The following is a 24842-nucleotide window of genomic DNA, read 5'->3' as shown; positions in this document are numbered from 1 at the left end:
AGTGCAAAGTCTACGGCTGGTAGCGCTTTGCGCTCGAACTTAACATAACGGGGAACTACACATAATTTCGACCAATTACGAAGGGGTTAATGGCGCGCTCTGCTCGGTTATTGTCGATGTTCAAGTTGCCGTCCTCAATGTAACGAATGAGTTTTGGCCATTGATTCAGGCTGTAGGATATAGCTTTACCCAGCGCGGTTTTAGGCGGCACGTGCAGGGCAGACTTATCCAGCCAGTCTTTGAATTGGGTGAGTAAGGGTAAGGCCTCTGCCTGACGTATACGGTACTTTTCTTCTGGTGTTTCGTCTTTTATTTTTGTTTCTATGCGATACAGCTTTTGAATATGATTCAGTGCCCAATTCGCTTTGCCGGTTTTACCCTTAGGTTGTGCGGTTTCTGCCTCAACGAATTTTCTGCGGGCATGAGCCGTACAGGCGACCAAGATGGCCAGAGTTTTGGCATAGCCCTGATAACCATCCACCTGCAAATAGCCTGAGTAATCCTCAAGGAAGTCAGCCGCACACTGGCCTCTGCGGCTATTTTGATAGTCGTACAGCACGATATTAGGGATGGGGCTGTCGTTGGGCGAGTCTTTGCCACAGCAATATAGCCACATATAGCAGGTGGTTTTTTCTTCACCGATAACCTTTAAGGTGGTCTCGTCTGCCTGGATAACCGATTGTTGCAACAGGATTTCCCGCAGTCGCTCGTACAGTATTTGCAATGCCAGCTGGGACTTTATCATCCACTGGGCCATGGTCTTGCGACTCAGGTCAATGCCGTATTGGTTGAACATCGATTCCTGTCGATACAGGGGTAAACCATATTGGTATTTGCTGGTAATAATCTGGCTTAACAAGCTTGGGGTGGCATAACCTTTTGGGATAATACTGGCTGGCACCGGGGCTTGTTTTATCGTGTTCTCGGTGCCGTTTTTTTCGCAGGCTCTGCATGCATACTTAGGGCGAATATGTTCAATCACTTTAACCTGAGCCGGGATGAATTCCAGCTTCTCGCTCTTGTCTTCACCAATCTTATGCAACGCACCGTTGCAGCAAGCACAGACTTTATCTTCTTCAGGAATATCGTGTACCACGACTTCACGGGGCAAGTCTTTAGGCAAAGGTTTACGTTTGGGTTGCTTACGGGGGGATTTAGTCGGTTCTTCTTCGGGTGCGGCCTGCTTAGGCTCGGGTGTTTCAAGCTCGGTTTCCGCCTCGTTAAACAACTCGCCCTGGCCCGGATGGCCTTCACTGCTGGCGCCAAAGCGCTTCTGTTGAGCTAAACGGAATTGCTCTTCCAAATAGTTAAGACGACTTTGCTGGCGCAAAATAATCTGCTTTAGTTGCTCAACATCATTAGGTAATTCGACTTTGTTCATGCTTGTATTTTACCGGATAACAGGCTGATTTAACTGACTTTACTTAGACTAAATCGTGATCGTTAAATGCTGCTTATGATCTGTAGTTATAACGCTCAACAATCGTGGTAACGGTAGCGTAAATGAGGATGAGCGTGATCTTGCTGTAAAGGTAATCCTTCGAGCAACCAATTAAGTTGACGGGCAGAAATGGTTAACCCCAATTGCTTATCGTCGATACCCGGCCAGTGAAATGTGCCTTTTTCCAATCGTTTGTAATGCAACCAAAATCCATTATTGACCCATTGCAATATTTTTAATCGGTCACGCCTTCTGCCACAAAAGACAAATAATTGTTCCGAACAAGGCTCCTGTAGTAATTCATAAGCCACAATATTGCTCAGGCCATCAATGGCTTTACGCATATCAGTTGGGCCACACACCAGTGTGACATTACGTTTATTAGAAACTGGAAACATCTTTTAGGCCTGCAGATAACAAAAGATGTCATGCTAACTTAGCTGATAATAATGAATAGGTGGGGTTGGCTAGACGCTTACAAACTCTGCAAGATAGCGTGGTAGGTGTTTGGGGTTAATGGCGTGATAAGCACCATGCATCGACGTTTTGACATTTCCGATCATGGTGTTGACCCATCGAAACTCTTCAATATCAACACAATCAGGACCTCCTCCTGTTACTACACGCTGATGTTCACAATTTGCTTCCTTTACTGCTCTAAAGCAGGCTAACCCATCTGAGACAATTGTACTTCCAGCTTGTAAGTGGGTTGTTGCCCAGCGTTTTATTTCACCCAGTTTGAACCCCTTTACCACGTTCATATTCATTTTGATGGGAAGACCTTCTTCGTTGAGGGAAACAGCAGCGACAAAGGGCGTTTTGTTAGCGGAGCCTCTTCCTCGCTTGCCACCATGACTTTCACCACCCCAATACACATCATCGAGTTGGATAAAACCAGATAACGGCTCTGCATCATCACGCTCTTTCATTACCTGCATGATTTTATGCTTTAGTTTCCAAGCGGTATTGTAAGAAACACCGAGCTGGCGCCTTAATGCAAGTGCTGACAATCCCGTTTTTGACTGTCCAATTAGGTGTATCGCCAAAAACCATAGTCTTAACGGGAGCTTGGTGCCAGCAAATATGGTTCGGCTCGTTAATGATGTTTGATGATGGCATTTGTTACACTGATAGAGTTCACGAGACTTCAAGCTACAATAGCTCGTTGAACTACATTCTGGACAAACAAAACCATCTGGCCATTTCCATGCAAACAGTGCCGCAGCACATTGCTCATCTGTTCCGTAATGCTCAAACAGCTCAGGTAAGCTGTAACCTTTTTGAAATTGTATTTTGTTTTTAGCCATTTTTCTCACCACATAAAGCTGATCTTATGTACAGTATAGCAGTGGCTGTTCATTGTGGGTAATCAGGTAATTTTTTAGAGCACTATTAGTTGACATGTCAACTAATAGTGCTCTATGTTTATACAGTTGACATGTCAACTGATAGTATTCTATGCTTATAGCGTCAAAATCTAAATAATTATTTTCATAACAAATATATTTGATTTAAATCAAAATAAAATATAACGGGAAAATCTAATGATAAAAACATGTCAACTTTGTAAGGTAACGCTCGCAATAGCTATTGCTCTTGGCACTGGAAATGCTTTTGCTCAATCGACTGAACCACTGGCTAACACTGAAAAAACAAAAAAAGAAAAAGTTGTAGGGTTAGAAGTAATTGAAGTTACCGCTCGAAAACGAACAGAAAACTTACAAGAAACACCAGTTTCTGTTGTGTCTTTTGGTGCTGATTCACTTGAAACACGAAACATAGGTGACATTACAAACTTAAGTGCACAAGTTCCAAGTGTTAATATTGGTGCAGGTGGTGGTTTAGGTTCGAATAGTGCTGCATTCTTTATACGTGGTTTAGGGGCAAATCGAAATGCGGTTAACCAAGAATCTGCCGTTGCCCTATATATTGATGATTTCTACTATGGCCGTAGTGATGGTGCTTTATTAGGTGTTGTTGACGTTGAAAACATTGAAGTTCTCCGTGGCCCACAAGGTACACTATTTGGTCGAAACGCAACCGCGGGTGCTATCCGTTATACAACTAAAAAACCAGAGTTAGGTGAAACTTTTTCAAAAATAAAAGTTGACTTAGGTACTGATAATAAAAGAAACGTTACTGCAACAACTAACTTTGAAGCAGGTAATAATACCGCTATTTCTTTGTTAGCATCAACACTTAATCAAGATGGCTTTGTCGAAAACTCGTTAGGGCAAGAGCTAGGCGAAAAAGGTACTAATTTATTTAGAGCTTATATTAAATCAGAGCCAACCAGCGATTTAGAAATACTCGCTCAAGTACTCTACAGTAAAACAGACAGTACTGGCGGAGTAAGTCAGGCGTTAACCATTGATCCCGACACACGTAAAGTAGTTTCTCTCGTGTCAGGTGATTGGAATAAGAGTTTGTCTGCACTTGATGGTTTCTTTGAATCAGAGAATCCAGCTGTAGGTGTAACAGTCAATTATGCACTAACTAATAATACTGATCTTAAATGGGTTTCTACTTATTCAACCGTAGACACTCAAGCAAATGTTGATTTTGATGGGCTTGCTGCAGGATTTTTTGATCAAAAAGATTTAGACCGTCATACAGATACATATTCAATGGAATTGCAATTATCAGGCGCTGAAGATGAACTAAATTGGATGACAGGTTTGTTTTACTACGTGGAAGAGTCTGACGACTATCGTGTGTCAGGTAGTAGTGTTAGGCAAACTATTGCGCATGATCTCAATAGTTTAGGTGTATTTGGCCAAGTCGGTTATGCACTAACAGATAAATTTGGTATTACTGCTGGTCTTCGTTATACCAAAGACGATAAGGAGGCTTCTTATAGAGAGGGCCGTGTACAAGGTGATGGATCAATCCTTTATAATGAAATACAACCTGACCTAAGTTTATTACCTGCTTCAGCACCAATAACAGGTAATACTATTTTTAGTAATGAAGATAGCTGGGGAGCAGTTTCAGGTAAATTAGCACTTGAATATCAATCTAGCGATGATGTGTTCTTCTTTGCCTCTTATGCACATGGTTATCGTTCAGGCGGTATTAATGACCGTCCAAGATTTAATGACGCCAGTGTTAATTATGGTATTACCAACTTTGACGAAGAAACGTTAGACGTATATGAGTTAGGTATGCGTAGTGAGTGGATGGACAATAGACTTCGTCTTAACATGACCTATTATTTCCAAGAAATGCAAGACATGCAGTTTAGTTTTGCCCTAGGAAATACAACCGCAAGAGCTATTGGTAATGCTGCCGAAGCTCAAGTACAAGGTATTGAAGGGGAGATCACATTCCAAGTAACTGAAAATTTTATACTTGATTCAAATTTTGGTTTGATGGACTCAAAAATTACCAGTGCTGATGAATCTTCACGTATAGATGTTGGTAGTAAATTAGCTCAAACGCCAGACCTTAAGTATAACATTGGCGGAACTTACTATGTTTGGTTAGATGATGCTGAATTAACATTTAGAGTTGATTATTCTTATCAAGATGAAACATTTTCTACGCTGGTATTTAGTAATAAAGTCATCATTGATGAATATAACCTACTTGGATTTAACATCAATTATACTCCATCACATGGAGAGTGGAGTACTAGCATATACGGTACTAACATCACCGATGAAGAATACTTTCAGTTTGCTACTAAAGCAGGACCAAGTACTAACGGTGCACCAACTAGGGGTGCAGAGTACGGAGTTAAGTTCGAATACAATTTTTAGTAACACATAACGTACCTATTTATTATACAAGTACGTTATAAATGTTGATAAAAATATTTTGAATACGCTATAGCAATACATAGCTGAAACTAGCTATGTATTGCCTATTTTGATAACCATTTCTTATTTATGTCCTAATATTATCTTTTGTTTGTACTATTTTAGCGATGAGGAATGAGTGATGGGGAATAAAGGAAAGTAAAAATGATTAAATTTATTAGAGAACATTTTTTCACATTAAAACGAAAAATAAAATTAGTTAAAAATCAAACTAATTTACATCTGTTTTTTGTGATCGCTTTAAGTGTTTATAGTACTACTTCTCAAGCCATTGAAACAAATCAAGAACGTCCTAATTTAATTGTTATTGTTGTTGATGATCTACGTTGGGATGAATTAGGAGCAGCGGGGCATTCATTTTTAGAAACGCCAAATATAGATCGTCTAGCCAATGAAGGAGCTTTATTTACCAATTCATATGCTACTACACCATTATGTTCGCCAAACCGAGCTAGCATATTAACTGGGCAGTATGTTTCAACACACGGTATATTGGATAATATTGCTCGAGATCAATCAAGTCATCGATTAGATTTATTTGCTAAAAATTTACAGGAAGCAGGCTATGACACTGCTCATGTAGGAAAATGGCATATGGGTAATGATCCAACCCCAAGGCCTGGATATAATTATTGGGTAAGTTATGCTGGTCAAGGGCGCTCTGTAAACCCTGAACTGTATGAAAATGGAAAGATGGCTACAATTGAAGGATACATGAGTGATATACTCACAGATAAGGCGATTGGCTTTCTAAATAAAGAAAGAAAAACACCGTTTTTTTTATATCTAGCCCATAAATCAGTTCATCCTGAAGTCAAACAACTTAATGATTCTTCAATTGACTTCTCATATCCTACAAAATATGTTGCAGCTTCTCGTCATATTGGTCGCTATAAAGATAAAGTTTTTCCTCGTCGTAAAAATACTAAGCTATCAGAAAAGCAATTGGCAGCTAAGCCGGTATTAGCTGATATTTTAAAAGAGAAAGAAAAATACAAAAATGATGACCAATGGGGTTCACGTATTGATATAGGCACTTCAGAGCAAACAATACGTGATCGTTCAGAAATGATTTTAGCTGTAGATGATGGCGTTGGTAAAATTATTAAAAATTTAGAAGAACGTGGAATGCTTGATAATACCATGATCTTATTCACCTCAGACAATGGTTATTTCTACGGAGAGCAAGGTGGATTATCCATTGAACGTAGAATGCCTTATGAGGAAGGTGTTCGGGTTCCATTTATTGTACGTTACCCTAAATTAATCAAATCGGGTACGCGTTCAGATAAATTTGTTCTTTCAATTGATATTGCACCAACGATGTTAGAAATGGCAGGAATTAAGAAAGGAGAGCATATACAAGGTGAGTCGATAATTCCTATTTTACAAGATGAGAATGCTCAATGGCGAGATTCTTTTATGATTGAATATGTTGGCTACGAAAAACCAATGCCTTGGATGATAGACACCAGTTATAAAGTCATTCGTAAAAACAATTACAAATATATTCATTGGATACAACGACATAATGTAGATGAACTTTATGACCTGAAAAATGACCCTTATGAAATGAACAACATAATTAAAGATCCTAAACATAAACATTTATTACAGGAACTTAAAACGGAGTTAACTAGTTTGATAGGGCAAGCTAACGGTTTAGATTATTAAGTAACCCGAATTCAGGTTACTTATATGACCAACACTTCGTACAAGATGAATAATTTAACATGTAATTTTAAATTATAGCGCTAACGACAATGCTTTAATCTGAAAAAATGGTCTATCGACTGAATGATAAATATTACAAAAAATAACTGTATATTGATATTAACGGGATCGTCTACGTTTGTAGATGTTATTGAAAATAAAAGTAAAGTTAACATATAGAGAGGAATAACAATGTCATCAGAATTTAAAAATGCTAAAAAAATAGACACTATGTTTCAAATGATTGATTTTCCAAGACGTGAAGCAAAACCACGTAAGAAAGGGATCAACATGATGATTGACTGGGGTTTAGGTGTTGAAGAACAGCGTGATATAATAAAAAGTGCCGGTTACTATATCGATAAAGCAAAAATAGCGGCGTCTATCACTGCCGTAATGCCTAAAGATGTACTGAAAGCTAAAATTGATATGTATCATGAAGCAGGCATCAGTGTATCTCCGGGTGGTTTGTTTGCCGAACTTACTCTCAAACAAAATAATTTTGAAGCTTATTTAGCCGAGTGTAAAAGAGCAGGTTTTAAAGCGATTGAAATATCTGATAATCTGTTAAAAATCACCCCAGAAAACAAGAAAAAGGCCATTAGAATGGCTATCGAAAATTATGGGCTAACAGTTTATGGTGAGGTAGGACGTAAAGAAGGCCGACTGACTGATAAAATAATTATGCGAGATACCGCCCTTTGTTTAGACGCTGGTTGTGATCTTGTTTACTTGGAAGCAGCAGAACTTTTTGATGGTGATCGCGCTCGTGACGAACTCATTAGCCGTCTAGCGAAAGAGTTTGGTTTAGAAAAATTAGTGTTTGAATTACCTGTTGTCATCATTCCACATTCAAGTCATTGGGCTAAGTTAAAAGTTGCATCTAAACTCATCGCTACCCTTGGTACTGATGTTAATATGGCTAATATTGAATACAACGAACTTTATTTGTATGAAGTCACTCGATTAGGTATGGGCGGATCAACAGATCACCCTGATGGCGCTTATAAACGTGCTGGTTTTTAAGAGGATTAAACAATGAAAGATATAATAGAAGTTAAAGACACAAGTAATAGTAAAACTGCTCGTCGTAGTTTTTTGAAAAAATCTCTAGGTGCTTGTGCGATGGGTGCAGTGGCTGTTACTGCGTCGGCCAGAGTGGTAGAGGCGGCTCAAGTGCAAGAAACATTGGGAACACAAGAGGATCAACCCCAAATTAATGAGTTTTCGGGTACCTGGTGGATATAAGTAATTAGCAGGCCAGAATCAATAGTTAGTTAATTTGGACAGACGAAACTGTAGTAGTTAAGTAACTCGGTCTTCGAACAGATCATTTCTACCTCGTATTGTTCTGGTTGAGTGAAACTGACCAGCGTTTTGTATGTTTCCAAGTCGTTTGGAGGGGCGTTTTCGATTTAGCTATCTATCTCATTATGAGGGCGAAAGCGCCTTAGACTTAAGGCTCTAATTTTATATGTACTTAGTTGATTATAATTTAAGCAAAGTACTCACAGTTGCCGTAAAGCGGATGATACTGTTAATACTGATTATAGCCCGTTAGGTACAATTTTTTTGTCATTTCGTTTAGGATATTAGAATTATGAAATTACCACAAAGTAAATTTATAAAGACGTTATCGTCTAATAAAACACAGTTTTCTTTATGGATGGGACTACCTGATTAGGCGCATCAATGGCACGATCTTCTCATAGGAATGGTGTCAATGGTTATTTACAAAAAGCGAGTGGTTAAATTTGCTTAACTGCACAAGTAGAAACTAAACAAGCGATTTATAATTTAGAATAGATAGTTGCTATTGAGGAGGTTTATGGCGTGTTTATTAGGACTTTCAGACTTATCAACTTCTATGGGCTAGATCAGGGCGCGAGCGAACTTTGTAACTAATTTGTAAACAATACATCATGACGATAGTTCTCGTCCCATGCCGCCTTGTTCATCTTGCGTGGCATGCTCTGTTTCCCATTGTCTCGCCTGAGTAAATTCAATACGAAACGCCTTACTGTCGCCATATTCTGCGCGGCCTTGCGTGTGTAAATGGTTTGAGCATCTTCTCTGAATACAACGTCTAGCACCCAGTGCTGACGATTTTCAGTGTCCCAGTGACGACGTGTGGCATCCGCTGCCAGGGCTAAGGGGAGGTGGGTGGTGCAAGCAAAATAAGCGGTTTCGTGACTGACTTTATTCGCTATCTTGCGGGTTCTAACGACCGCGATAACGCTTTCTAACATTGACCACTTTATCTTGAGTGCCTCGCCAAGAGTAGCAGGCAGGCTATATACACAACGAGACTCTTCCCGGCCATGACCTTTATTCTCACTTGCCTCTGCGATGTGGTCCTGGGTTTGAGATTGTTGCCAGTATGCCTGAAATGCCCCATCTATCTGATTGAATAAGGCGTCCTGGTTTTTTTTGACTTGTACGAGTGCATCGCCGCCGCGTTTTTTGATCAAGCTCAGTGTGTCACTTTGGCAGTGCAGTGCATCCATCGTCACAATGCAATCCTGGATATCCAGTGCATCAAGCAGATCACACACCGCTTGAATTTCCTGACCTTTGCCTTGTGTGGCACTATGATAGAGCACTAAGCCTTGCTGCACATCAAAGGCTGAGACAATACTCAGGGGCGAGGCTTTACCACTGCGCTCGACACCCCGAATATCTTTCCCATCTAATGCAATTAATGGCTTGCCATGGCGGGTGCGCCGCACATTCGCCCACTTGACTAAGGCACCGACAAAGCTATCCGGCACGACAGCACGGACTATCTTGGCGATGTTATGCCGGGTGGGTATGCCATTCTCATAAGGCAAATAGCGGCGTAACCAGTCAAGATTGCCGTCACCGAAATCTTGTATATCTGACCACCCTTTCTGGCCACAGGCTAAAGCCGCCACCACTAGGAACATGATTTCCAGTAACGGATATGTTTGATTAATATGCGAGCGTGTCTCTTGAACGTCTTTTAAGCAGTCGATGAGTTCCATATGATAATACCGATTGGGGAAAGTTGACGATCTGATCGACCCTCAAGCAAAAAGTTCCAGACTGTTTATATCAATAGGTGATCGATAGATGACTAATTATAACCTAAAGTTTGATCCCGCCCTGAGGTCTGACGATGGTTACAACTACTCGCTAGCCGAAAAATGCCATAAGCGAAACTTGGGATCACAAATTGTGATCTCAAGTTTGTATTAGAATTAAACTTAGTCAACAAGCTGTTGACCAATATGCAAAATATGCATATTGGTTGCTTAAACTAGTCGAATTCGACCAGTTTAAATAATGTATAAGCCAAAGTTGAATTCGATACAGCAATTAATATTGCAACAGGCTGTTGCAATATTAATTGGTCAATAGTTGTTGACCAAATAAGTTGGTTGTTCCATTTCGGAACGAACCACCTTTAATTATTCAGTAGGCTTTTCATAATTAGCAATTTGCATATTTTGCAAGTTGGTCAATGTCTCTAAATCGCTCAAACTTGCCGATCGGCCTATGACTTGTTGGTGCCATATGTTCCAAAATGAAAATATGCAATGTACAACAAACTGTTGCACAATTTAATCTGTTTTATGAGCGAATATAATTAGCTCGAACCAGCAACTCATCTAGTGGGCAGGTTGTTGCCATTAGCTGACACTGGGCTTTTGCAAACGCTGCTTAAAGAAATATTGCAGCTCTAAACAATCTGTCATTTTTCTATCATCAATGCAGGCCAAAATGCTGGATTAATAACAAACCTAATTCTATTGTGTTTCTTAATTAGTCCTTCCAATAGTTTCATACTGTAGCTGAAGTCATAGATATATTTAGTTTCATCTTTTACAGCAACGCCTAAAAAACCATACCATAGTAGGAGTGAAAGAATATTTTCCAAGAATTTCTCATCTACACCGTATTCAGTTAAGATTGAAAGAACGTCCTCTTTTTGAAGGTGAGAGTTAGTTCCTATAAACGCATACAAAACATCATCAACATTATTCTCAACATCATGTATTTCATAACCAATGTCTGCCAGTAAATCCGTTGAATAGGCAACTAGCCCCTTTTTAATATCGTCAGCCAAGATTTTATCGTGATTTAAATTAATAGCGAAACTTTTGCACAAACTTATTAAGTTAAGTAAAAATCTAGGACGCATTAAAGAACGGTCAATAAGATACTGAGAGCTTTCTTCTCCTTCATAGTGACTAATACATACTTTCGGCCACATTGCCTCGAAGTTATCACTACCATTGATCTCATTGGAAACCAGCCTAAGTCTTATCAGTTCGCGCAATAAATCTGGGTCCGTCCAGTCTAATAAAGCACTAGCTTCTTTTCCTCGATCAGATGTGTGCTTTACCAGCAGCTCGTATACATCGTTCCTCAAAAAGACAATTGTATTAACTACAATGTTTGACTTGCCAAATTGTCGTTCTATTTTTTTTGTGGCATCGACAAGCGCACGTATTATCAACAAGTCTTCGTCTTCAAGACCACTCGTTGGCCAACCCTTATCAATATTATCGAACAACAGCCAACACATATCCTTATGAGACATGTAACGAATTATCTGCTGTGAAAGCTCTTTTACATCATGGCTATAAAGCATTTCGGTTAACTTGGAAGATGACAGTCTGACGCTCTTGGCGTCACCATGTTTTGAACGATACTCCGTAGAGATTTTTTCCATTAAAACACTCATACGCTCAGAAAAGTCACCCTCGGTTTCATAGCCATCTGCGTGGTACAAATCCGCTAGTTTACGGTATGGTTCGTATAGCTCATGATCATGTTTGTGTTGTTCTCTGTCTTTCTCAAGGATTTTGTAGCATATTTCTAGCAGTAGTACGTATTCCCAGAAAGCCATAATCGTATGCTGAAACGTTCCTTCCTCTAGAAAAGAAAGTATTAATTCCTTAAATTTTATCAGCTTATATCCGTCTGGCTTTAGATCTAAGACAATGTTTCCTTTCTTATTTCTCTCTCTATCTCTTACCTGTAAAAATATTGCAGACTTACCTGATCCCTTCCGGCCCACAACTATATTTGCCTCCCCTCTAAGGGATTTTAAAAACTGATCCGTTTTTAAATAATAACTTTCAAGGGTTCGCATTTCGTTTTCTGCGGATGAAGCTCCCAAGTCCAAAGCCTGCAAAAAAGTATCTTCACTACTAGTATCTTTGACATCACCTAACTGAAAAGCTTCTGCTACATTCGCAGCGAATTCTGCAATATGGTCATTTACATCATCAGGGTGGTAAACAACATTCACAAAATCTCGATAATCGAGCGGAATTGGATCTTCATCTCGCTGCAACATGCATAGTGCTTTCCCCATACCATTTGCTAAACCAGCTATAAAAGCGCCTCGCATATTATGTATATCAAAGTTCACCGACTCACTGGACAAAAAAGGAACGACCACGCCGTGAGATTGCGCAACTTGGCTGATAGCGTCATTTGCAGATAACCGAGGCTGTTCATTGGGGTCAAAGGAACGAAATAAATAACGAGCTTTTTTTATTCTAGATACAATACGGGTTGCAAAGTCTGTCTTGTGATAGCCTTCTAGCAAGAAAACTGGAGACTTGATGTTTATCCTACTAGGTATTTTCAATGGTTCAGACTTAGTCACCTCTTCTAGAAACGTTTCAAGTTCCTTTGCATTTTGATATTCACAGAAACCAAGAGTATCAAATATACCGACATCTCGAATGGTTGGATTCTTTTCTCTGATAGATGAGTTTTTAGTGATCAATATTCTCTTACCAGCCCCGATTGCGTAGGCTAATTCATAAGTCACATTAAAATTGAGCACAGAGATATCAGCGACCAGATAATCTGCATCATCGATACCTTCAAGGACTTTTTGCGATATAAAATGGCCGGGTATATCCAACGCTTTCCAAGTACTTAATGAAATATCGCCACTTTTCTTTATCGATTCAATAGCGCTATCAATTGTCTGTCCAATAGCAGCGGGTTGCGCAGCATAGGCAAAAAAACCATTCATATTTACTCCAACAATTCCTTTTAAAGTTTTGACGCTAATTTAGCTGCTCAAATTTGAGTTTTCGGTCTTCCAAACAGGTAAGTCAAAACTAAACAATTTGAGCATCATAACCAAATTCTAAAGTGAGTAACACAGGCACGGGTTTTAACTTGAGCATTGGTTAAAAATAAAACTATTATTATGGGCTACGAATGTCCGCTTCTCGCTCATTTTTGACGTTTTGGTAGTGAAATAATATAAAAAACTAATGGGCAAAAATCACCTAATTTGAAGTAAAATATTTAATTCTAATTACCTTTCAAATTGATCCATGAAATAATCCAACCTTATGACCGTTTCGGCCCCTAAAAGATAAATAGAACCTTGTTCATTAAAGCCAAGAATCGATGTCTTGCCCACCTAGAATAGCCATGATTTCAACACCTTCACTACCGACTCTATAGTAAATAGTATCAGAAGCGTAGGAGCATCTCCTATAGCCAAGTCTAATATTGTCTATTGATTCATAATGGAGAGGATTTGCAGCTATTTTTTTAAATGCATCGAAGAAACCTGAATAATAGATATCAGCTTGCTGCTCACCGAAGTTTAAAAAACCATATTGATAAATTCTTTCGAGATCTTCTTTAGCTTCTTCTGATAGCAAGTAATCTGATTTCATTTTAACTTGCGCTTAAATTCAGCTAATATCTCAGCTTTAGTTTGCGTTACGAAGCCTCTTTTTTCTGCGCTCGCCAATTTTGCATTAATCAACTCTGCGCGCCGAGCCCTGCGAATTAAGTCATTAACTAGTTCGCTTTTATTTGCATAATCACCCTGATTATTAACTTGTTGTTTTAACCAGCTATCATTTTGTTCAGTAAGTGTAATACTTTGTCTCGTCATGATTTTCACTCTCTTGCTTGCTTGGTGCAATATTACACCACAGAGGTTTATTAACAAAGTAAATAAAACCTAGAGCGTTTTACTGTTATGAGCGTAATGTGCTTATTCTTGTCCTTTTACCTGTGAACCAGAGTGATAATTTATTAGCATAAATTGGTTTAGTTTATATAGATCTCAATGACGACTTTTGGCACAAAGCCAACATATACCTTTGTCTCCCGAAACCGGACGTTAGCACTGGGGGTACTGCTCAAAATGGCGTGCGATTGAGCTTGCGTAACGGGGGGCCGCTACGTCGATACATCGTCGCCGAGGGATTCCTGCAGGGCCAGCGTAAAGAGGTCGTTAATCCATGCCTGCAGGTTTTCTTGGGCAAGGCCATCACGATTCCAGACGGATTTATCTTCAACGGTTGGCGCCAGCTCTGGCTTAAGTCAGGCAGATAACCACAGGGAGCATTGTTCCTACTGGACAATGTTGCAAAAATCGCCTTGCCAATCGTGCATTGTCACTCTACCAAAATCGAATATTAAATTCGCTTTGAACAGCTTCAATTCAGGCTTATTTTAAATGTAACAAGGGGATCAATCCAAACCAAATAATAAATGTTAGCGATGCCACCATCAGCCCGTCGATGCGGCTACCTAGCCGCTGTTGTTTCCATGTGCGGTAAATCAAAAATCCGAGTAGAGATGCATGGGGAAGCACCCACGGTAGCAACCCCTGAAAGCTACCATGCAAAGCCGGCTGATCCTTAATGAGTATCACGACCAATGGCGCTGCCGCAGCCAGTAACAGAGCCAGCAGCATTGCCCTGGTGAACCCCAAGCGCACCACCAAGGTGCGCTTGGCGGCTTGTTTATCTGCCTCGTAGTCTGGGATACCCGACAGGATGATGGCCGGCATCACCGCCAGAAGTAGCGGCAAGCTAATAAGCCAAGGAAAGGGACTGTTCCATACTCCGCCTTGGAATATGTAGCCGCACAGTATTACACCAAAACTGTGAGTGATGGCTACATTTAGTTCCCCCCATCCACGCCAGGCAAGCTTCAGCGGAGGTGCGGTGTAGCCCAGCCCTAACACTGTCATAACAAGTATAACGATAGGCACAGCACTGCTACCCGCGAGATAATCCACGAGTAAACCTGCGCAGGTCGCTGCAGCCATCAATGAGATCACGATGCCCACACGTAGTTCATCGAAGCTCAGGTTTTTATCAACTAGCACCCGAGAGCCGCCTGTAAATGGGCCGTAATGACGGTTGCACCGGTCGCTTTCATAGTCAAACCAATCATTGGTAAATACAGTGGCTGCTTCCAGGAAGAACAGGCAGGCATAACCCAACCAATAGATCCATAAGTTCCAGTCTTCACTGGCCAAAGCTGCTCCCAATGCGCCTACCGTATAGGCCATCCATGTCATCGGATAAAACTGGAGCCGTAACGCCTTGAGCCAAGCCTTTAGCTTAGTTATGGCTCGGTCGATATAGTTTGAGGCACCGTGACGTAAGGAAAAACCTAGTTCTCGAGCTTGCTCCAACCAAAGGGCTCGCCGACTAAGCTCGGAGTCCTTTACTGGACCCAGCGCAAGGATCCGCGTAGTAGAAATGCCACAGAAGCCTAATGTGGATCGTTTCATGGCATTGTGACCCGGGGCGCGGTAGATGAATCGATATACCCAAGGCGGCATATCTAACGTAGTAATGAGATGGGCGGTCTTACCATTCAGCATTCCCTCAAAGTGGCCATTTTCACATTCTCTGAAAGCAAATCCCGGTAATAGAACCCGATCGAGAAACCCCTTTAGACGAGCTGGCCCTGATCCCCACCAAGCCGGATAGATAAAAGTCACATGATTTGCCCACTTAATGAGCCGCAAGGCGTGTTCCAGATCAGGTTCCAGAGGCTGATCCCGAGGCGAGACCGTATGAACGTCGAGGTCGAAGCTTATCGCTCCCAAATCTATCTTCTCAACTTCCATACCGGCTGCTAGTGCGCCATTTTTATAGGCGCTTGCAAGGGCGGAACATAGGCTCGGACTACGTGGATGACCCACGATCACAAGTACTTTCATCGCAGCATCGCTCGGTTCATAAATTTCACCTATCAGCTATGATATGCGTCGCATATCATCAGCATTTCCCCGCCACTTTCTTTAATGTGCAACTCGTACACTGAATCGTTTATTCTCCCTCCCTCAGGAAAGAGTTAGGGAACGGGTATGGCTGTGTATAGAAGATATAGACGCTATCCCTGAGCTAAGCAATGAGCAACAGGTTATACTTGGGCTGCATCATGAAACAAAACTGGCTATTTGATACATCTACTGCCCATATAGAGTGTTCCGCTAATTGGCACTAAACTGAATAAATCAACCTATTTTTACACGAGTTATTTAAGATTTAATAGTCTTAAAACCCATGAATTATTTGAGTTCAAATAAACAACGTAAAAACTAAATGGCTAATGGCTTATTTACCGGCTTAATTAAATTTGATAGGCGAATTGGCTTACGTTTCCGCTGGTTTGGAGGTGTAAGAGTGATTGGTTATTTGCTGTAACGGGGAACTGAGATTATTTATCGGAGGCAAAAAAAAGCAGAGCCAAAAGGCTCTGCTGATGAGAAGGACGACTAATTAAAGGCTATACGTTAAACCTGAAGTGAATAACGTCGCCGTCTTTAACTATGTATTCTTTGCCTTCCAGACGCCATTTACCAGCGTCTTTTGCGCCTTGCTCACCGTTAAACTCAACAAAGTTATCGTAGTTTATAACTTCGGCACGAATGAAGCCTTTTTCGAAATCACTGTGAATAATACCGGCAGTTTGCGGGGCAGTTGAGCCTTCGGGGAAAGTCCAGGCGCGTACTTCTTGCACACCAGCGGTGAAATAGGTTTGCAAGGCAAGGAGCTCGTAACCACAACGGATCACCCGATTGAGACCTGGTTCTTCGATGCCCATGTCCGCCATAAATTCGGCGCGCTCGTCATCTTCCAGTTCACCTATTTCAGCTTCCATCTCAGCACATACCGCGACCACTACCGCATTTTCTGCTTCGGCTATGGCGCGCACCTTATCCAGGTACGGGTTATTTTCGAAACCATCGTCATTGACATTAGCGATATACATGGTGGGTTTAAGGGTTAGAAAATTCATATAGCTGATGGCTTTATGTTCTTCTTTGCTTAACTCTACCGCACGCAGCAGCGTACCTTGATCTAGATGGGGTTTGATTTTTTCCAATACTTTAAGTTCAAACTTGGCGTCGCTATCCCCACCTTTAGCGCGTTTTGCGACCCGTAACAAGGCTTTTTCAGTGGTTTCCAAATCGGCCAGGGCCAATTCGGTGTTGATAATTTCGATATCGTCCTGGGGATCAATTTTACCTGCCACATGTACAATGTTGTCGTTATCGAAACAACGTACCACATGACCAATCGCATCGGTTTCCCGAATATTGGCTAGAAACTTATTGCCTAAACCTTCACCTTTAGACGCCCCTTCAACCAGGCCGGCTATGTCGACAAATTCCATGGTGGTGGGCAAGATACGTTTTGGATTAACGATGGCGGCCAGATTGTCTAAACGAGGATCCGGTACAGGCACTACCCCAGTGTTGGGTTCGATGGTACAAAATGGAAAGTTGGCGGCTTCGATACCGGCTTTGGTCAAAGCATTGAAAAGGGTTGATTTACCAACGTTAGGTAATCCCACTATGCCGCATTTAAAACCCATTTTCAGATCCTCTTTATCTCAGTTATAGTCAGTAGCTGACGGTCGTTATTCTGCTTTAAATGAATGCAGCCTGTTCATGGCTTTTTTCATATCTTGTTTTAGTAAAACTTCAACACAATGCGCCGCTTCATCGATGGCGGCGTCCATTTGTTGCTGTTCGTCGGCGGGGGCCTTGCCAAGTACATAACCGGTAACCCGGCTTTTGTCACCTGGATGGCCTATACCAACCCGCAAACGGTAAAAATCTTTATCGTTGCCCAGGTTGCTGACAATATCACGAATGCCATTTTGGCTTGAACTACCACCTAACTTAAACTTGGCAATACCTGGAGGTAAATCTAGTTCATCGTAAGCCACCAGAATGGATGCTGGGGGGATACGGTAAAAACTCGCTAGAGCAGCGACAGCTTTACCACTGTTGTTCATATAAGTGGTGGGGATGAGTAAACGAATATCTTGTCCGGCTATAGTCGCTCGGCCGGTATAACCAAAAAACTTGCTGTTTAAGGTTAACGAACAATGATGCGTTTCGGCCAGACGTGCAACTAACCAACTGCCAGCATTATGGCGAGTATATTGATATTCGGGGCCTGGATTGCCCAGACCCACAATTAGCTGAATATCAGACAAACTGCTTATTCCGCAGTCGCTTCTTCTTCACCTTCAGCGTCATCTTCTTGTTCTTCTTCTACGCTTGGGCCTTTGGCAGTTTTAACTGTCACAACGGCTAAATCGTGATCTTCGCCTTTCCCCAATTCTACCAAAGAAGTACCTTTTGGTAAGACCAGGTCTGACAAATGCAGAGTTTGACCAAGTTCAACCTGAGACATATCAACTTCGATAAATTCGGGTAAATCTTTTGGTAAACAACTGATTTCAACGTCAAGCATATGGTGTTCAGCGTGACCACCATGGGTTTTAATTGATTCAGCTTTAGCTTCATTAATAAAGTGCAACGGAATATTGGTATTCAGCGCTTTCTTTGCATCAACACGCAAGAAATCCAGGTGCATTACACGAGGTTTAAATGGGTGACGTTGCATATCTTTAATGACAGCTTCAACTTTTTTACCGTCAACGTTCAAGGTTAGAACGTGAGAGTAAAACGCTTCAAATGCTTGGGCTTGAAAAACTTTGTTGTGAGACAAAGTTAATGAAACGGGTGCTTTTTCTCCGCCGTATAATACAGCCGGTATTTTATCAGTATGACGTAGGCGGCGGCTCGCACCTTTCCCTAAGTCTGTACGGATTTCTGCGTCTAGAGTGAAAATTCCATCAGCCATTAGATAACTCCAAAATAAAAGTAAGTGAGTGTAGATTTTTGCGACCAAAATCTACTATTAATTTTGCCGTAACGAACCCTCTGGGCCGATACTAAGCAATACCCATAAAAATGGGCGGCGAATATTACCATTGCCCACCCTAGTAAACAAGTCTGATAGCCCCTAGTTTTGTAACCTTGTTAATTGTGAACTTTCCATTGGGTAAGGTACCGATAAAGGCCGGATCCAAGTGGCTAAACATGCCTGGCTATGGGGTTGTTACTTTAGGCTGTTCCTGCTCGGTATTAATGGCACGTATGGGGGTAGGGGATCACTATCCCCTCTTGGCAAAAACGCTGATGCAGGGCTTTAATAAAAGCCGATTTGATAAAAAACGGTTGAAGTATTCCGGTACCCTAAGCATGACCGTAAAATTGATACTGGAGCTATCAAAGGTGGGGAAGACCACAAAGGTATCATAGTCGGCAACACCCCATTTATGGTTGCGCAGGATTTGCCGGGCGACCTCCAGGGTCACGCGCTCCACCCGCTCCAAATCAGAATCATAATGCACCCTAACTTCTACGGGAACCGAGAGTCCTTTCTCGGATAATAATAATTGATGATCTTGGACTGGGATAACTTACTGTTTGACATCACAACTATATTGTTGGGCAGCATTTTTATCCAGGCTGAACGCCAGCCAATTTTTTCCACAAAACCTTGTTCGCCTGAATCTAACTCGACAAAATCCCCTACGCGAATGGGTTTATCAATGACCAATTGCACCCCGGAAAAGAAATTTTCCAAGGTCGGTTGTAATGCCAGCGCCACAGTCAAAGAGGTAATACCTAAAGATGCCACCAGAGGGGTTATGGTAATGCCCAAGGTACCAAGGATCACTAAGAGTCCCACTCCCACAGTAATGACCTTGGTTACACCTTTGACGATGTTTCTGCTGGTGCGCACCGCCTCGGACGTTTGCGCATAACATGAAAGGGCATGGCAGCAAAATCGTTCGATAAACAGCACCAGGGCAATAATGATCCCTATCTGAGCCGTGGTATCTACCTCTTGGGAAAATTTATCCGAGATTAACTGGTATTCGAGTAACAAATATTGCAGCAGATAACCGCTAAGCACCAGGATCAGAATATTGACAGGTTTACTGGCAGAGAGTAACAAGAGGCTGCTTAGCTGCTGGCCTTCGGCGTACATTATTCTGTTCAATCGCACCAAAATTAGGCGTTTGATGACATACATGCCTATGATGCTGGTTGTGACTAAACCTAAGGCCGTCAACCAAGGCGTAAGGGATAGCGCCCAAATTTGGTCCATGCAAGTTCCGAATTGTTCGTGTGATCCACACTGCGCGCAAATTATGTACCAATGTTAAATGCTAACAAACATTCATTGCTAATCTTCTTTTAAGATTAGCGTGACTCCGGGGGTTACCTTATGTTTGAGTCTTTCGCCACGCCAATCACCTCGATACTCTTTACTTGTAACATTTTGCCATGTTGGGTAAAGCTCATTATATCCGTGAGTATCCGCCCTTTCACCGCGACAATTAACCCGTCTTGTTTATATTTTTTGGCTAAATTAGTAGGGGTGAATATCCGGCCATCATCGGCGTAAAGGGCATAAAATCCACCCTCAAGAGTGATGAAACGCACAGTGCCGGTAAATTCCACTTGTTCATTCACGAGAGGGCGCTCCTCAATGGTTTTCGTTTTATCGACGGACAAAGGCGTTGACTGGCTACACGCACTGATTAGACTTAATAGACTAAGATAAAAGACAACTTTCATAAAGATCCTTGGGGTTAACGCAACATTTTACCCTGGTTACAAAAAAGCCGCTAATGTTAGCGGCTTTGGTTATGCAAAGTGGCTATTAATATTCAAACATGGCCGAAATTGATTCTTCATTACTCACCCGGCGAATGGCTTCGGCCAACATATTTGACAAGGTCAGTTGCTTCACTTTCGGCAAGGCTCTGATCTCATCACTTAACGGGATACTGTCGGTGATGATGATCTCATCAATGACAGAATCACGCAGGTTCTGGGCGGCATTCCCTGAAAAGATAGCATGGGTCGCATACGCATAAACTTTTTTGGCTCCATGAGCTTTTAGCGCTTCTGCGGCCTTAGCCAGCGTACCACCTGTATCGATCATGTCATCAACAATAATACAGTTACGATCCTGAACATCACCAATAATATGCATCACCTGGGCAACATTGGCCTTAGGACGACGTTTGTCGATAATGGCAAGATCGGTATCGTTTAACAGCTTAGCCACGGCACGGGCTCGCACCACCCCCCCGATATCCGGTGATACTACCACTGGGTTATCTATGTTCCGGCGACGCATATCATCTAATAAGATAGGCGTGCCAAAGGCATTGTCAACTGGCACGTCGAAAAAACCCTGAATTTGTTCGGCGTGTAAATCGATAGTCAATACCCGGTCTACACCCACATTAGACAAAAAATCTGCCACTACTTTAGCAGTAATAGGGACACGAGCAGAACGCACTCGTCTGTCTTGGCGCGCGTAGCCAAAATAAGGGATAACCGCAGTAATACGGCCTGCAGAGGCCCGGCGAAAAGCATCGATCATGACAATCAATTCCATCAGGTTATCATTGGTGGGTGCACAAGTTGACTGAATGATAAAAACATCTGAGCCGCGCACATTTTCATGTATTTCTACGCTGATTTCACCGTCGCTAAAACGCCCGACACTGGCGTGGCCTAATTTGGTATAAAGCCTGTCGGCTACTTTTTGTGCAAGTTCAGGTACTGCGTTTCCAGCGAAAATCTTCATGTCTGGCACGTTAAATTCCTCGGTGCGTAAAAGTGAATGTGGCTGGGGTAGCTGGATTCGAACCAACGAATGACGGGATCAAAACCCGTTGCCTTACCACTTGGCGATACCCCAAAAAATACAGTGTGTTACGAACATAAACCTGTTCGCTAGATATATAGCCTTCATCCTTGAAACTGCGTGTTTGTCGGCTACATTCATTTGCCGCCACCATGCAATCCCAATGATTTTAGGTATAAATTTCTTATAGCTGATCTCTTGCCTTTTGTTGCCTGGATAATTTGTCGTGTAGTAAAGAAGTGCTGACTCCTCGGGCGACAAAACCAGAACAATCCGCCGGCAGCTTGGCTAACACCGTCTTTGCAGCCTGATGACTGGCAAAGATGGCGAATAAACAAGCGCCTGTGCCTGTCATTCTAGACGGCGCGTATTCTAACAACCAGGCTAATGTATTTGCAACATTCGGGTAACGCTTACACACTAATTCTTGGCAGTCATTGCGGGTATCGTTAAATTGATAGTCCTGAAAATTGATTTTCGCTGTGTCTCGGGGCAACTCAGGGGCCCTGAATATTTCCGCTGTAGATACATGGCAACTTGGAAATACCACAAGATAATGGGACTCGGGCAAAACCACCGGCAACAGTCGCTCACCGACGCCTTCGGCAAAGGCTGTTTGACCCACAACAAAGATGGGTACGTCAGCTCCGAGCTGTAAACCGAGTTCAGCCAGTTCAGCTAGGCTTAAGTTACAACCCCACAGGTGATTTAACGCCACCAGGGTGGTGGCGGCATTGGACGAACCGCCGCCTATGCCGCCCCCCATAGGAAGCAATTTACGCAAGTAAATGTCACAACCCAAGGATGGTTTCGCCTGACTGTGCAATAATCTGGCTGCTTTGACGATCAAATTATCCTCATTGTCTACCCCATCAATAGGGGTTATCAGGGCAATATTTGGCTGGTTCGTGACTTCAAAGGCAAGTTCATCCCCCTGATCGAGCAACTGGAATAAACTTTGTAATTCGTGATAACCATTGGCAGCGCGTCCGTTAATATGCAAAAACAGATTAAGCTTGGCCGGCGAAGGCCACCAGTCTAGGATTTTTTCCATTTATTTACTCTGATTATAATTTGGTTATGTAACCCCTGATGGGTTAATTCAATTTGGTGAGGTAGCCATAAACCGTCGACCAGCTGATAATTTGCATAAACAATCTGCCAGCCATCACAGGCTGCGCAGCTAGGCATGAGCTGAGATATCCAACCTTGCTCGCTGTATAATGCCTGATCTTTGGGCCGGGACTGGCCTTTGATCCACCTGGGAAACTGGCTGATGGGTATGTCCCAACCCGTGATCCTCCAAATCAGATGGCTGGCATCGGTATCCTGGTAGAGCTGGTCGTTGGCTTCAAGCTCTACACTTTGGTCATCGCCTTGCATATTTAGCAAGCTGATGCCAAACATGCTACTGAGTTTCAGCTGATAGCTTTCATCCAATTGTTGCCAAAACAGGTTGGCGCTAAATTTTTCTTGGGGGCTCTTAAACGCCATGCGTCCGTTGATTTGCCAATGGGTAAAGTTAGTCAGGCTGGTTTGATGCTGACGGCTGTCCAGGTTGACCTGGGGCGGAGCACTGGCACAGGCATTGAGTAACAATATAGCCAATAACACCAGGTAATAACGTATGTTTGAAAACAAATTCAGCATAAATAACGCTTCAGGATAGAAAGTCGCTATAGGAACATAGATAGCGCAGTGCTTTCAATAGTTTTGCCTTTTGCGTACAATGCCGCCCTGTTCTGGCCCCAACTGGTTTCTAAGATAAAGCTGTAATCTGCATGACCTTAATCGCCTTCGGTATTAATCATAAAACTGCGCCAGTAGCATTACGCGAAAAAGTCGCGTTTTCGCCCGACTCTATGGTTGAAGCATTAAAATCATTGTGTAGGCTAACCGGTGCGGATGAATCTGTAATTGTATCAACTTGCAATCGAACAGAGATATACGCACGGGCGAAAAATTTAGACGCAGGGGCGTTAAGTCGCTGGTTGGCTGATTTTCACCAAACAGAGCATGAATTATTAAGCGCGAACAGCTATACCTATCTGCAAGATGAGGCAGTAAGTCACATAATGCGTGTGGCCAGTGGCCTGGATTCATTAATTTTGGGTGAGCCGCAAATTTTAGGGCAAGTCAAACAGGCCTATGTCAGTGCCAAAGATTCCGGAGTGGTGAAAAGTGATTTCGAGCGCCTGTTTCAGCAGACCTTTGCCGTTGCCAAACGGGTGCGTAGTGAGACGGAAATAGGATCCAATGCCGTATCGGTGGCTTATGCTTCAGTTCAGTTGGCGAAACACATATTCACCTCGCTAAAAAAGAGTAATGTGTTGTTAATTGGTGCCGGAGAAACCATAGAGCTGGTTGCCAAACACTTGCACGAACAACAGGTTAAAACGTTGAGTGTGGCCAATCGTACCTTGGCCAGAGCCGAACGTATTGCCAAGCCCCTGGGTGCAAAGGTGTTAACCTTGACCCAAATCCCCCATCACTTGAAAGATGCGGATATTGTCATCAGTTCTACTGCCAGCCAGTTGCCAATTTTAGGCAAGGGTTTAGTTGAGCGGGCATTGAAAGACCGGCGCCACAAACCCATGTTTTTAGTGGACTTGGCGGTGCCTCGCGACATAGAAGCAGAAGTAGGCGAGCTGGATGATGCTTATTTGTACACTGTGGACGATTTGCAGCAAATCGTAGAAAAAAATCTTGAATCAAGGCAACATGCGGCGCTGCAAGCCGAGCAGATGATCGCAGAACAAGTTCAACACTATATGCAATGGCGCCAGGGACAATTGTCCATGGACGTATTACGTGATTTTCGCCAGCAAAGTCAAACCCAGCGTGATATTTTGCTCGCCAAAGCACTTAATCAGTTGGCGGATGGTAAGGAAGCGGAACAAGTGTTACTGGAACTGGCTAATAAGTTAACCAATAGTTTGATCCATGCGCCGACCAAAGCCTTGAAAAAAGCGGCCCGACACCAAGATACTAATAGCATGAGTTTATTGCGTGAGGCGCTTGGCGTAGATAGCGCAAATGGCTTAAAAAAATAACCTAGATTTGGCGACT

Annotated in this window: 18 protein-coding genes, 1 tRNA gene and 3 pseudogenes; 5 read left to right on the top strand and 17 right to left on the bottom strand. The window is 42.3% G+C overall.

Annotated features, from left to right (window positions below; translation table 11 throughout):
* Positions 1-67: 67 nt before the first annotated feature.
* From tnpC to AC3RV5_RS14730, 3 genes and pseudogenes are all read right to left on the bottom strand, one after another.
* A pseudogene (gene tnpC, locus AC3RV5_RS14740) lies at positions 68-1381 on the bottom strand (IS66 family transposase); the annotation flags it as partial.
* Positions 1382-1476: 95 nt separating this feature from the next.
* Positions 1477-1839, bottom strand: a complete 363-nt coding sequence (tnpB, locus tag AC3RV5_RS14735) for an IS66 family insertion sequence element accessory protein TnpB (RefSeq protein ID WP_489728379.1) — start codon at positions 1837-1839, stop codon at positions 1477-1479.
* A gap of 81 nt (positions 1840-1920) precedes the next feature.
* Positions 1921-2748 (bottom strand): annotated as a pseudogene (locus tag AC3RV5_RS14730) (IS1595 family transposase); the annotation flags it as partial.
* A 237-nt stretch (positions 2749-2985) separates the two neighbouring features.
* Here AC3RV5_RS14730 and AC3RV5_RS14725 point away from each other — a divergent pair.
* The 4 genes from AC3RV5_RS14725 (at position 2986) to AC3RV5_RS14710 (ending at position 8223) form a co-directional block, all read left to right on the top strand.
* The gene (locus tag AC3RV5_RS14725; protein WP_489728378.1) at positions 2986-5202 is read left to right on the top strand and encodes a TonB-dependent receptor; all 2217 of its coding nucleotides are present in this window, start codon (positions 2986-2988) and stop codon (positions 5200-5202) included.
* A gap of 204 nt (positions 5203-5406) precedes the next feature.
* Positions 5407-6936, top strand: a complete 1530-nt coding sequence (locus tag AC3RV5_RS14720; protein ID WP_489728377.1) for a sulfatase family protein — start codon at positions 5407-5409, stop codon at positions 6934-6936.
* A 231-nt stretch (positions 6937-7167) separates the two neighbouring features.
* A complete protein-coding gene (locus tag AC3RV5_RS14715) occupies positions 7168-8001 on the top strand; it encodes a phosphosulfolactate synthase (protein ID WP_489728376.1) in 834 nt (277 codons plus the stop codon).
* A 12-nt stretch (positions 8002-8013) separates the two neighbouring features.
* Positions 8014-8223: a twin-arginine translocation signal domain-containing protein gene (locus AC3RV5_RS14710; protein WP_489728375.1), complete on the top strand. Its 210-nt coding sequence runs from the start codon at positions 8014-8016 to the stop codon at positions 8221-8223.
* A 653-nt stretch (positions 8224-8876) separates the two neighbouring features.
* On the opposite strand, the gene AC3RV5_RS14705 is transcribed toward AC3RV5_RS14710, so the two are convergent.
* The 14 genes and pseudogenes from AC3RV5_RS14705 to lolB all read right to left on the bottom strand — a co-directional run bounded on the left by AC3RV5_RS14705 (position 8877) and on the right by lolB (position 23423).
* On the bottom strand, positions 8877-9980 hold the full coding sequence (locus tag AC3RV5_RS14705; protein ID WP_489728374.1) for an ISAs1 family transposase: 1104 nt from the start codon (positions 9978-9980) through the stop codon (positions 8877-8879).
* Positions 9981-10690: 710 nt separating this feature from the next.
* On the bottom strand, positions 10691-12997 hold the full coding sequence (locus AC3RV5_RS14700) for a P-loop ATPase, Sll1717 family (RefSeq protein ID WP_489728373.1): 2307 nt from the start codon (positions 12995-12997) through the stop codon (positions 10691-10693).
* Positions 12998-13367: 370 nt separating this feature from the next.
* Complete coding sequence (locus AC3RV5_RS14695; protein ID WP_489728372.1) at positions 13368-13658, bottom strand: type II toxin-antitoxin system RelE/ParE family toxin; 291 nt, start codon at positions 13656-13658, stop codon at positions 13368-13370.
* Entirely contained in the window at positions 13655-13882 is a 228-nt protein-coding gene (locus AC3RV5_RS14690; RefSeq protein WP_489728098.1) for a ribbon-helix-helix domain-containing protein, read from the bottom strand. The genes AC3RV5_RS14695 and AC3RV5_RS14690 overlap by 4 nt, the downstream gene beginning before the upstream one ends.
* A gap of 561 nt (positions 13883-14443) precedes the next feature.
* Entirely contained in the window at positions 14444-15937 is a 1494-nt protein-coding gene (locus tag AC3RV5_RS14685) for an NAD(P)H-dependent oxidoreductase (RefSeq protein WP_489728371.1), read from the bottom strand.
* Between the two features lie 587 nt (positions 15938-16524).
* Complete coding sequence (ychF, locus tag AC3RV5_RS14680; protein WP_489728370.1) at positions 16525-17616, bottom strand: redox-regulated ATPase YchF; 1092 nt, start codon at positions 17614-17616, stop codon at positions 16525-16527.
* A 45-nt stretch (positions 17617-17661) separates the two neighbouring features.
* Complete coding sequence (gene pth / locus AC3RV5_RS14675; RefSeq protein WP_489728369.1) at positions 17662-18246, bottom strand: aminoacyl-tRNA hydrolase; 585 nt, start codon at positions 18244-18246, stop codon at positions 17662-17664.
* A gap of 5 nt (positions 18247-18251) precedes the next feature.
* Positions 18252-18899 (bottom strand): 50S ribosomal protein L25/general stress protein Ctc, encoded by a 648-nt coding sequence (locus AC3RV5_RS14670; protein ID WP_489728368.1) that lies wholly within the window; start codon positions 18897-18899, stop codon positions 18252-18254.
* Between the two features lie 247 nt (positions 18900-19146).
* Positions 19147-20216, bottom strand: a pseudogene (locus AC3RV5_RS14665) (mechanosensitive ion channel family protein).
* Between the two features lie 113 nt (positions 20217-20329).
* Positions 20330-20689, bottom strand: coding sequence for a hypothetical protein (locus tag AC3RV5_RS14660; RefSeq protein ID WP_489728367.1), 360 nt, complete (start codon positions 20687-20689; stop codon positions 20330-20332).
* A gap of 85 nt (positions 20690-20774) precedes the next feature.
* The gene (locus AC3RV5_RS14655) at positions 20775-21722 is read right to left on the bottom strand and encodes a ribose-phosphate pyrophosphokinase (protein WP_489728366.1); all 948 of its coding nucleotides are present in this window, start codon (positions 21720-21722) and stop codon (positions 20775-20777) included.
* A 30-nt stretch (positions 21723-21752) separates the two neighbouring features.
* Positions 21753-21827: transfer RNA gene (locus AC3RV5_RS14650), tRNA-Gln, on the bottom strand.
* 130 nt (positions 21828-21957) lie between these two features.
* Positions 21958-22827: a 4-(cytidine 5'-diphospho)-2-C-methyl-D-erythritol kinase gene (ispE, locus tag AC3RV5_RS14645; RefSeq protein ID WP_489728365.1), complete on the bottom strand. Its 870-nt coding sequence runs from the start codon at positions 22825-22827 to the stop codon at positions 21958-21960.
* Positions 22812-23423 carry a lipoprotein insertase outer membrane protein LolB gene (gene lolB / locus AC3RV5_RS14640; RefSeq protein WP_489728364.1) on the bottom strand — a complete coding sequence of 204 codons (612 nt, stop codon included), beginning with the start codon at positions 23421-23423 and terminating at the stop codon, positions 22812-22814. The genes ispE and lolB overlap by 16 nt, the downstream gene beginning before the upstream one ends.
* A 131-nt stretch (positions 23424-23554) precedes the next feature.
* Here lolB and hemA point away from each other — a divergent pair, with 131 nt between their 5' ends.
* The gene (gene hemA, locus AC3RV5_RS14635) at positions 23555-24826 is read left to right on the top strand and encodes a glutamyl-tRNA reductase (RefSeq protein WP_489728363.1); all 1272 of its coding nucleotides are present in this window, start codon (positions 23555-23557) and stop codon (positions 24824-24826) included.
* Positions 24827-24842 lie beyond the last annotated feature (16 nt).

The organism is Paraglaciecola sp. IT1134, assembly GCF_058068185.1.
This window is presented reverse-complemented; position numbering and strand designations above follow the sequence as displayed.

Bases quoted from the DNA above. Each gene is read 5' to 3' on its own strand.
- tnpB (WP_489728379.1), bottom strand. From the start codon at position 1,839: ATGTTTCCAGTTTCTAATAAACGTAATGTCACACTGGTGTGTGGCCCA.
- AC3RV5_RS14725 (WP_489728378.1), top strand. From the start codon at position 2,986: ATGATAAAAACATGTCAACTTTGTAAGGTAACGCTCGCAATAGCTATT.
- AC3RV5_RS14720 (WP_489728377.1), top strand. From the start codon at position 5,407: ATGATTAAATTTATTAGAGAACATTTTTTCACATTAAAACGAAAAATA.
- AC3RV5_RS14715 (WP_489728376.1), top strand. From the start codon at position 7,168: ATGTCATCAGAATTTAAAAATGCTAAAAAAATAGACACTATGTTTCAA.
- AC3RV5_RS14710 (WP_489728375.1), top strand. From the start codon at position 8,014: ATGAAAGATATAATAGAAGTTAAAGACACAAGTAATAGTAAAACTGCT.
- AC3RV5_RS14705 (WP_489728374.1), bottom strand. From the start codon at position 9,980: ATGGAACTCATCGACTGCTTAAAAGACGTTCAAGAGACACGCTCGCAT.
- AC3RV5_RS14700 (WP_489728373.1), bottom strand. From the start codon at position 12,997: ATGAATGGTTTTTTTGCCTATGCTGCGCAACCCGCTGCTATTGGACAG.
- AC3RV5_RS14695 (WP_489728372.1), bottom strand. From the start codon at position 13,658: ATGAAATCAGATTACTTGCTATCAGAAGAAGCTAAAGAAGATCTCGAA.
- AC3RV5_RS14690 (WP_489728098.1), bottom strand. From the start codon at position 13,882: ATGACGAGACAAAGTATTACACTTACTGAACAAAATGATAGCTGGTTA.
- ychF (WP_489728370.1), bottom strand. From the start codon at position 17,616: ATGGGTTTTAAATGCGGCATAGTGGGATTACCTAACGTTGGTAAATCA.
- AC3RV5_RS14670 (WP_489728368.1), bottom strand. From the start codon at position 18,899: ATGGCTGATGGAATTTTCACTCTAGACGCAGAAATCCGTACAGACTTA.
- AC3RV5_RS14660 (WP_489728367.1), bottom strand. From the start codon at position 20,689: ATGAAAGTTGTCTTTTATCTTAGTCTATTAAGTCTAATCAGTGCGTGT.
- ispE (WP_489728365.1), bottom strand. From the start codon at position 22,827: ATGGAAAAAATCCTAGACTGGTGGCCTTCGCCGGCCAAGCTTAATCTG.
- lolB (WP_489728364.1), bottom strand. From the start codon at position 23,423: ATGCTGAATTTGTTTTCAAACATACGTTATTACCTGGTGTTATTGGCT.
- hemA (WP_489728363.1), top strand. From the start codon at position 23,555: ATGACCTTAATCGCCTTCGGTATTAATCATAAAACTGCGCCAGTAGCA.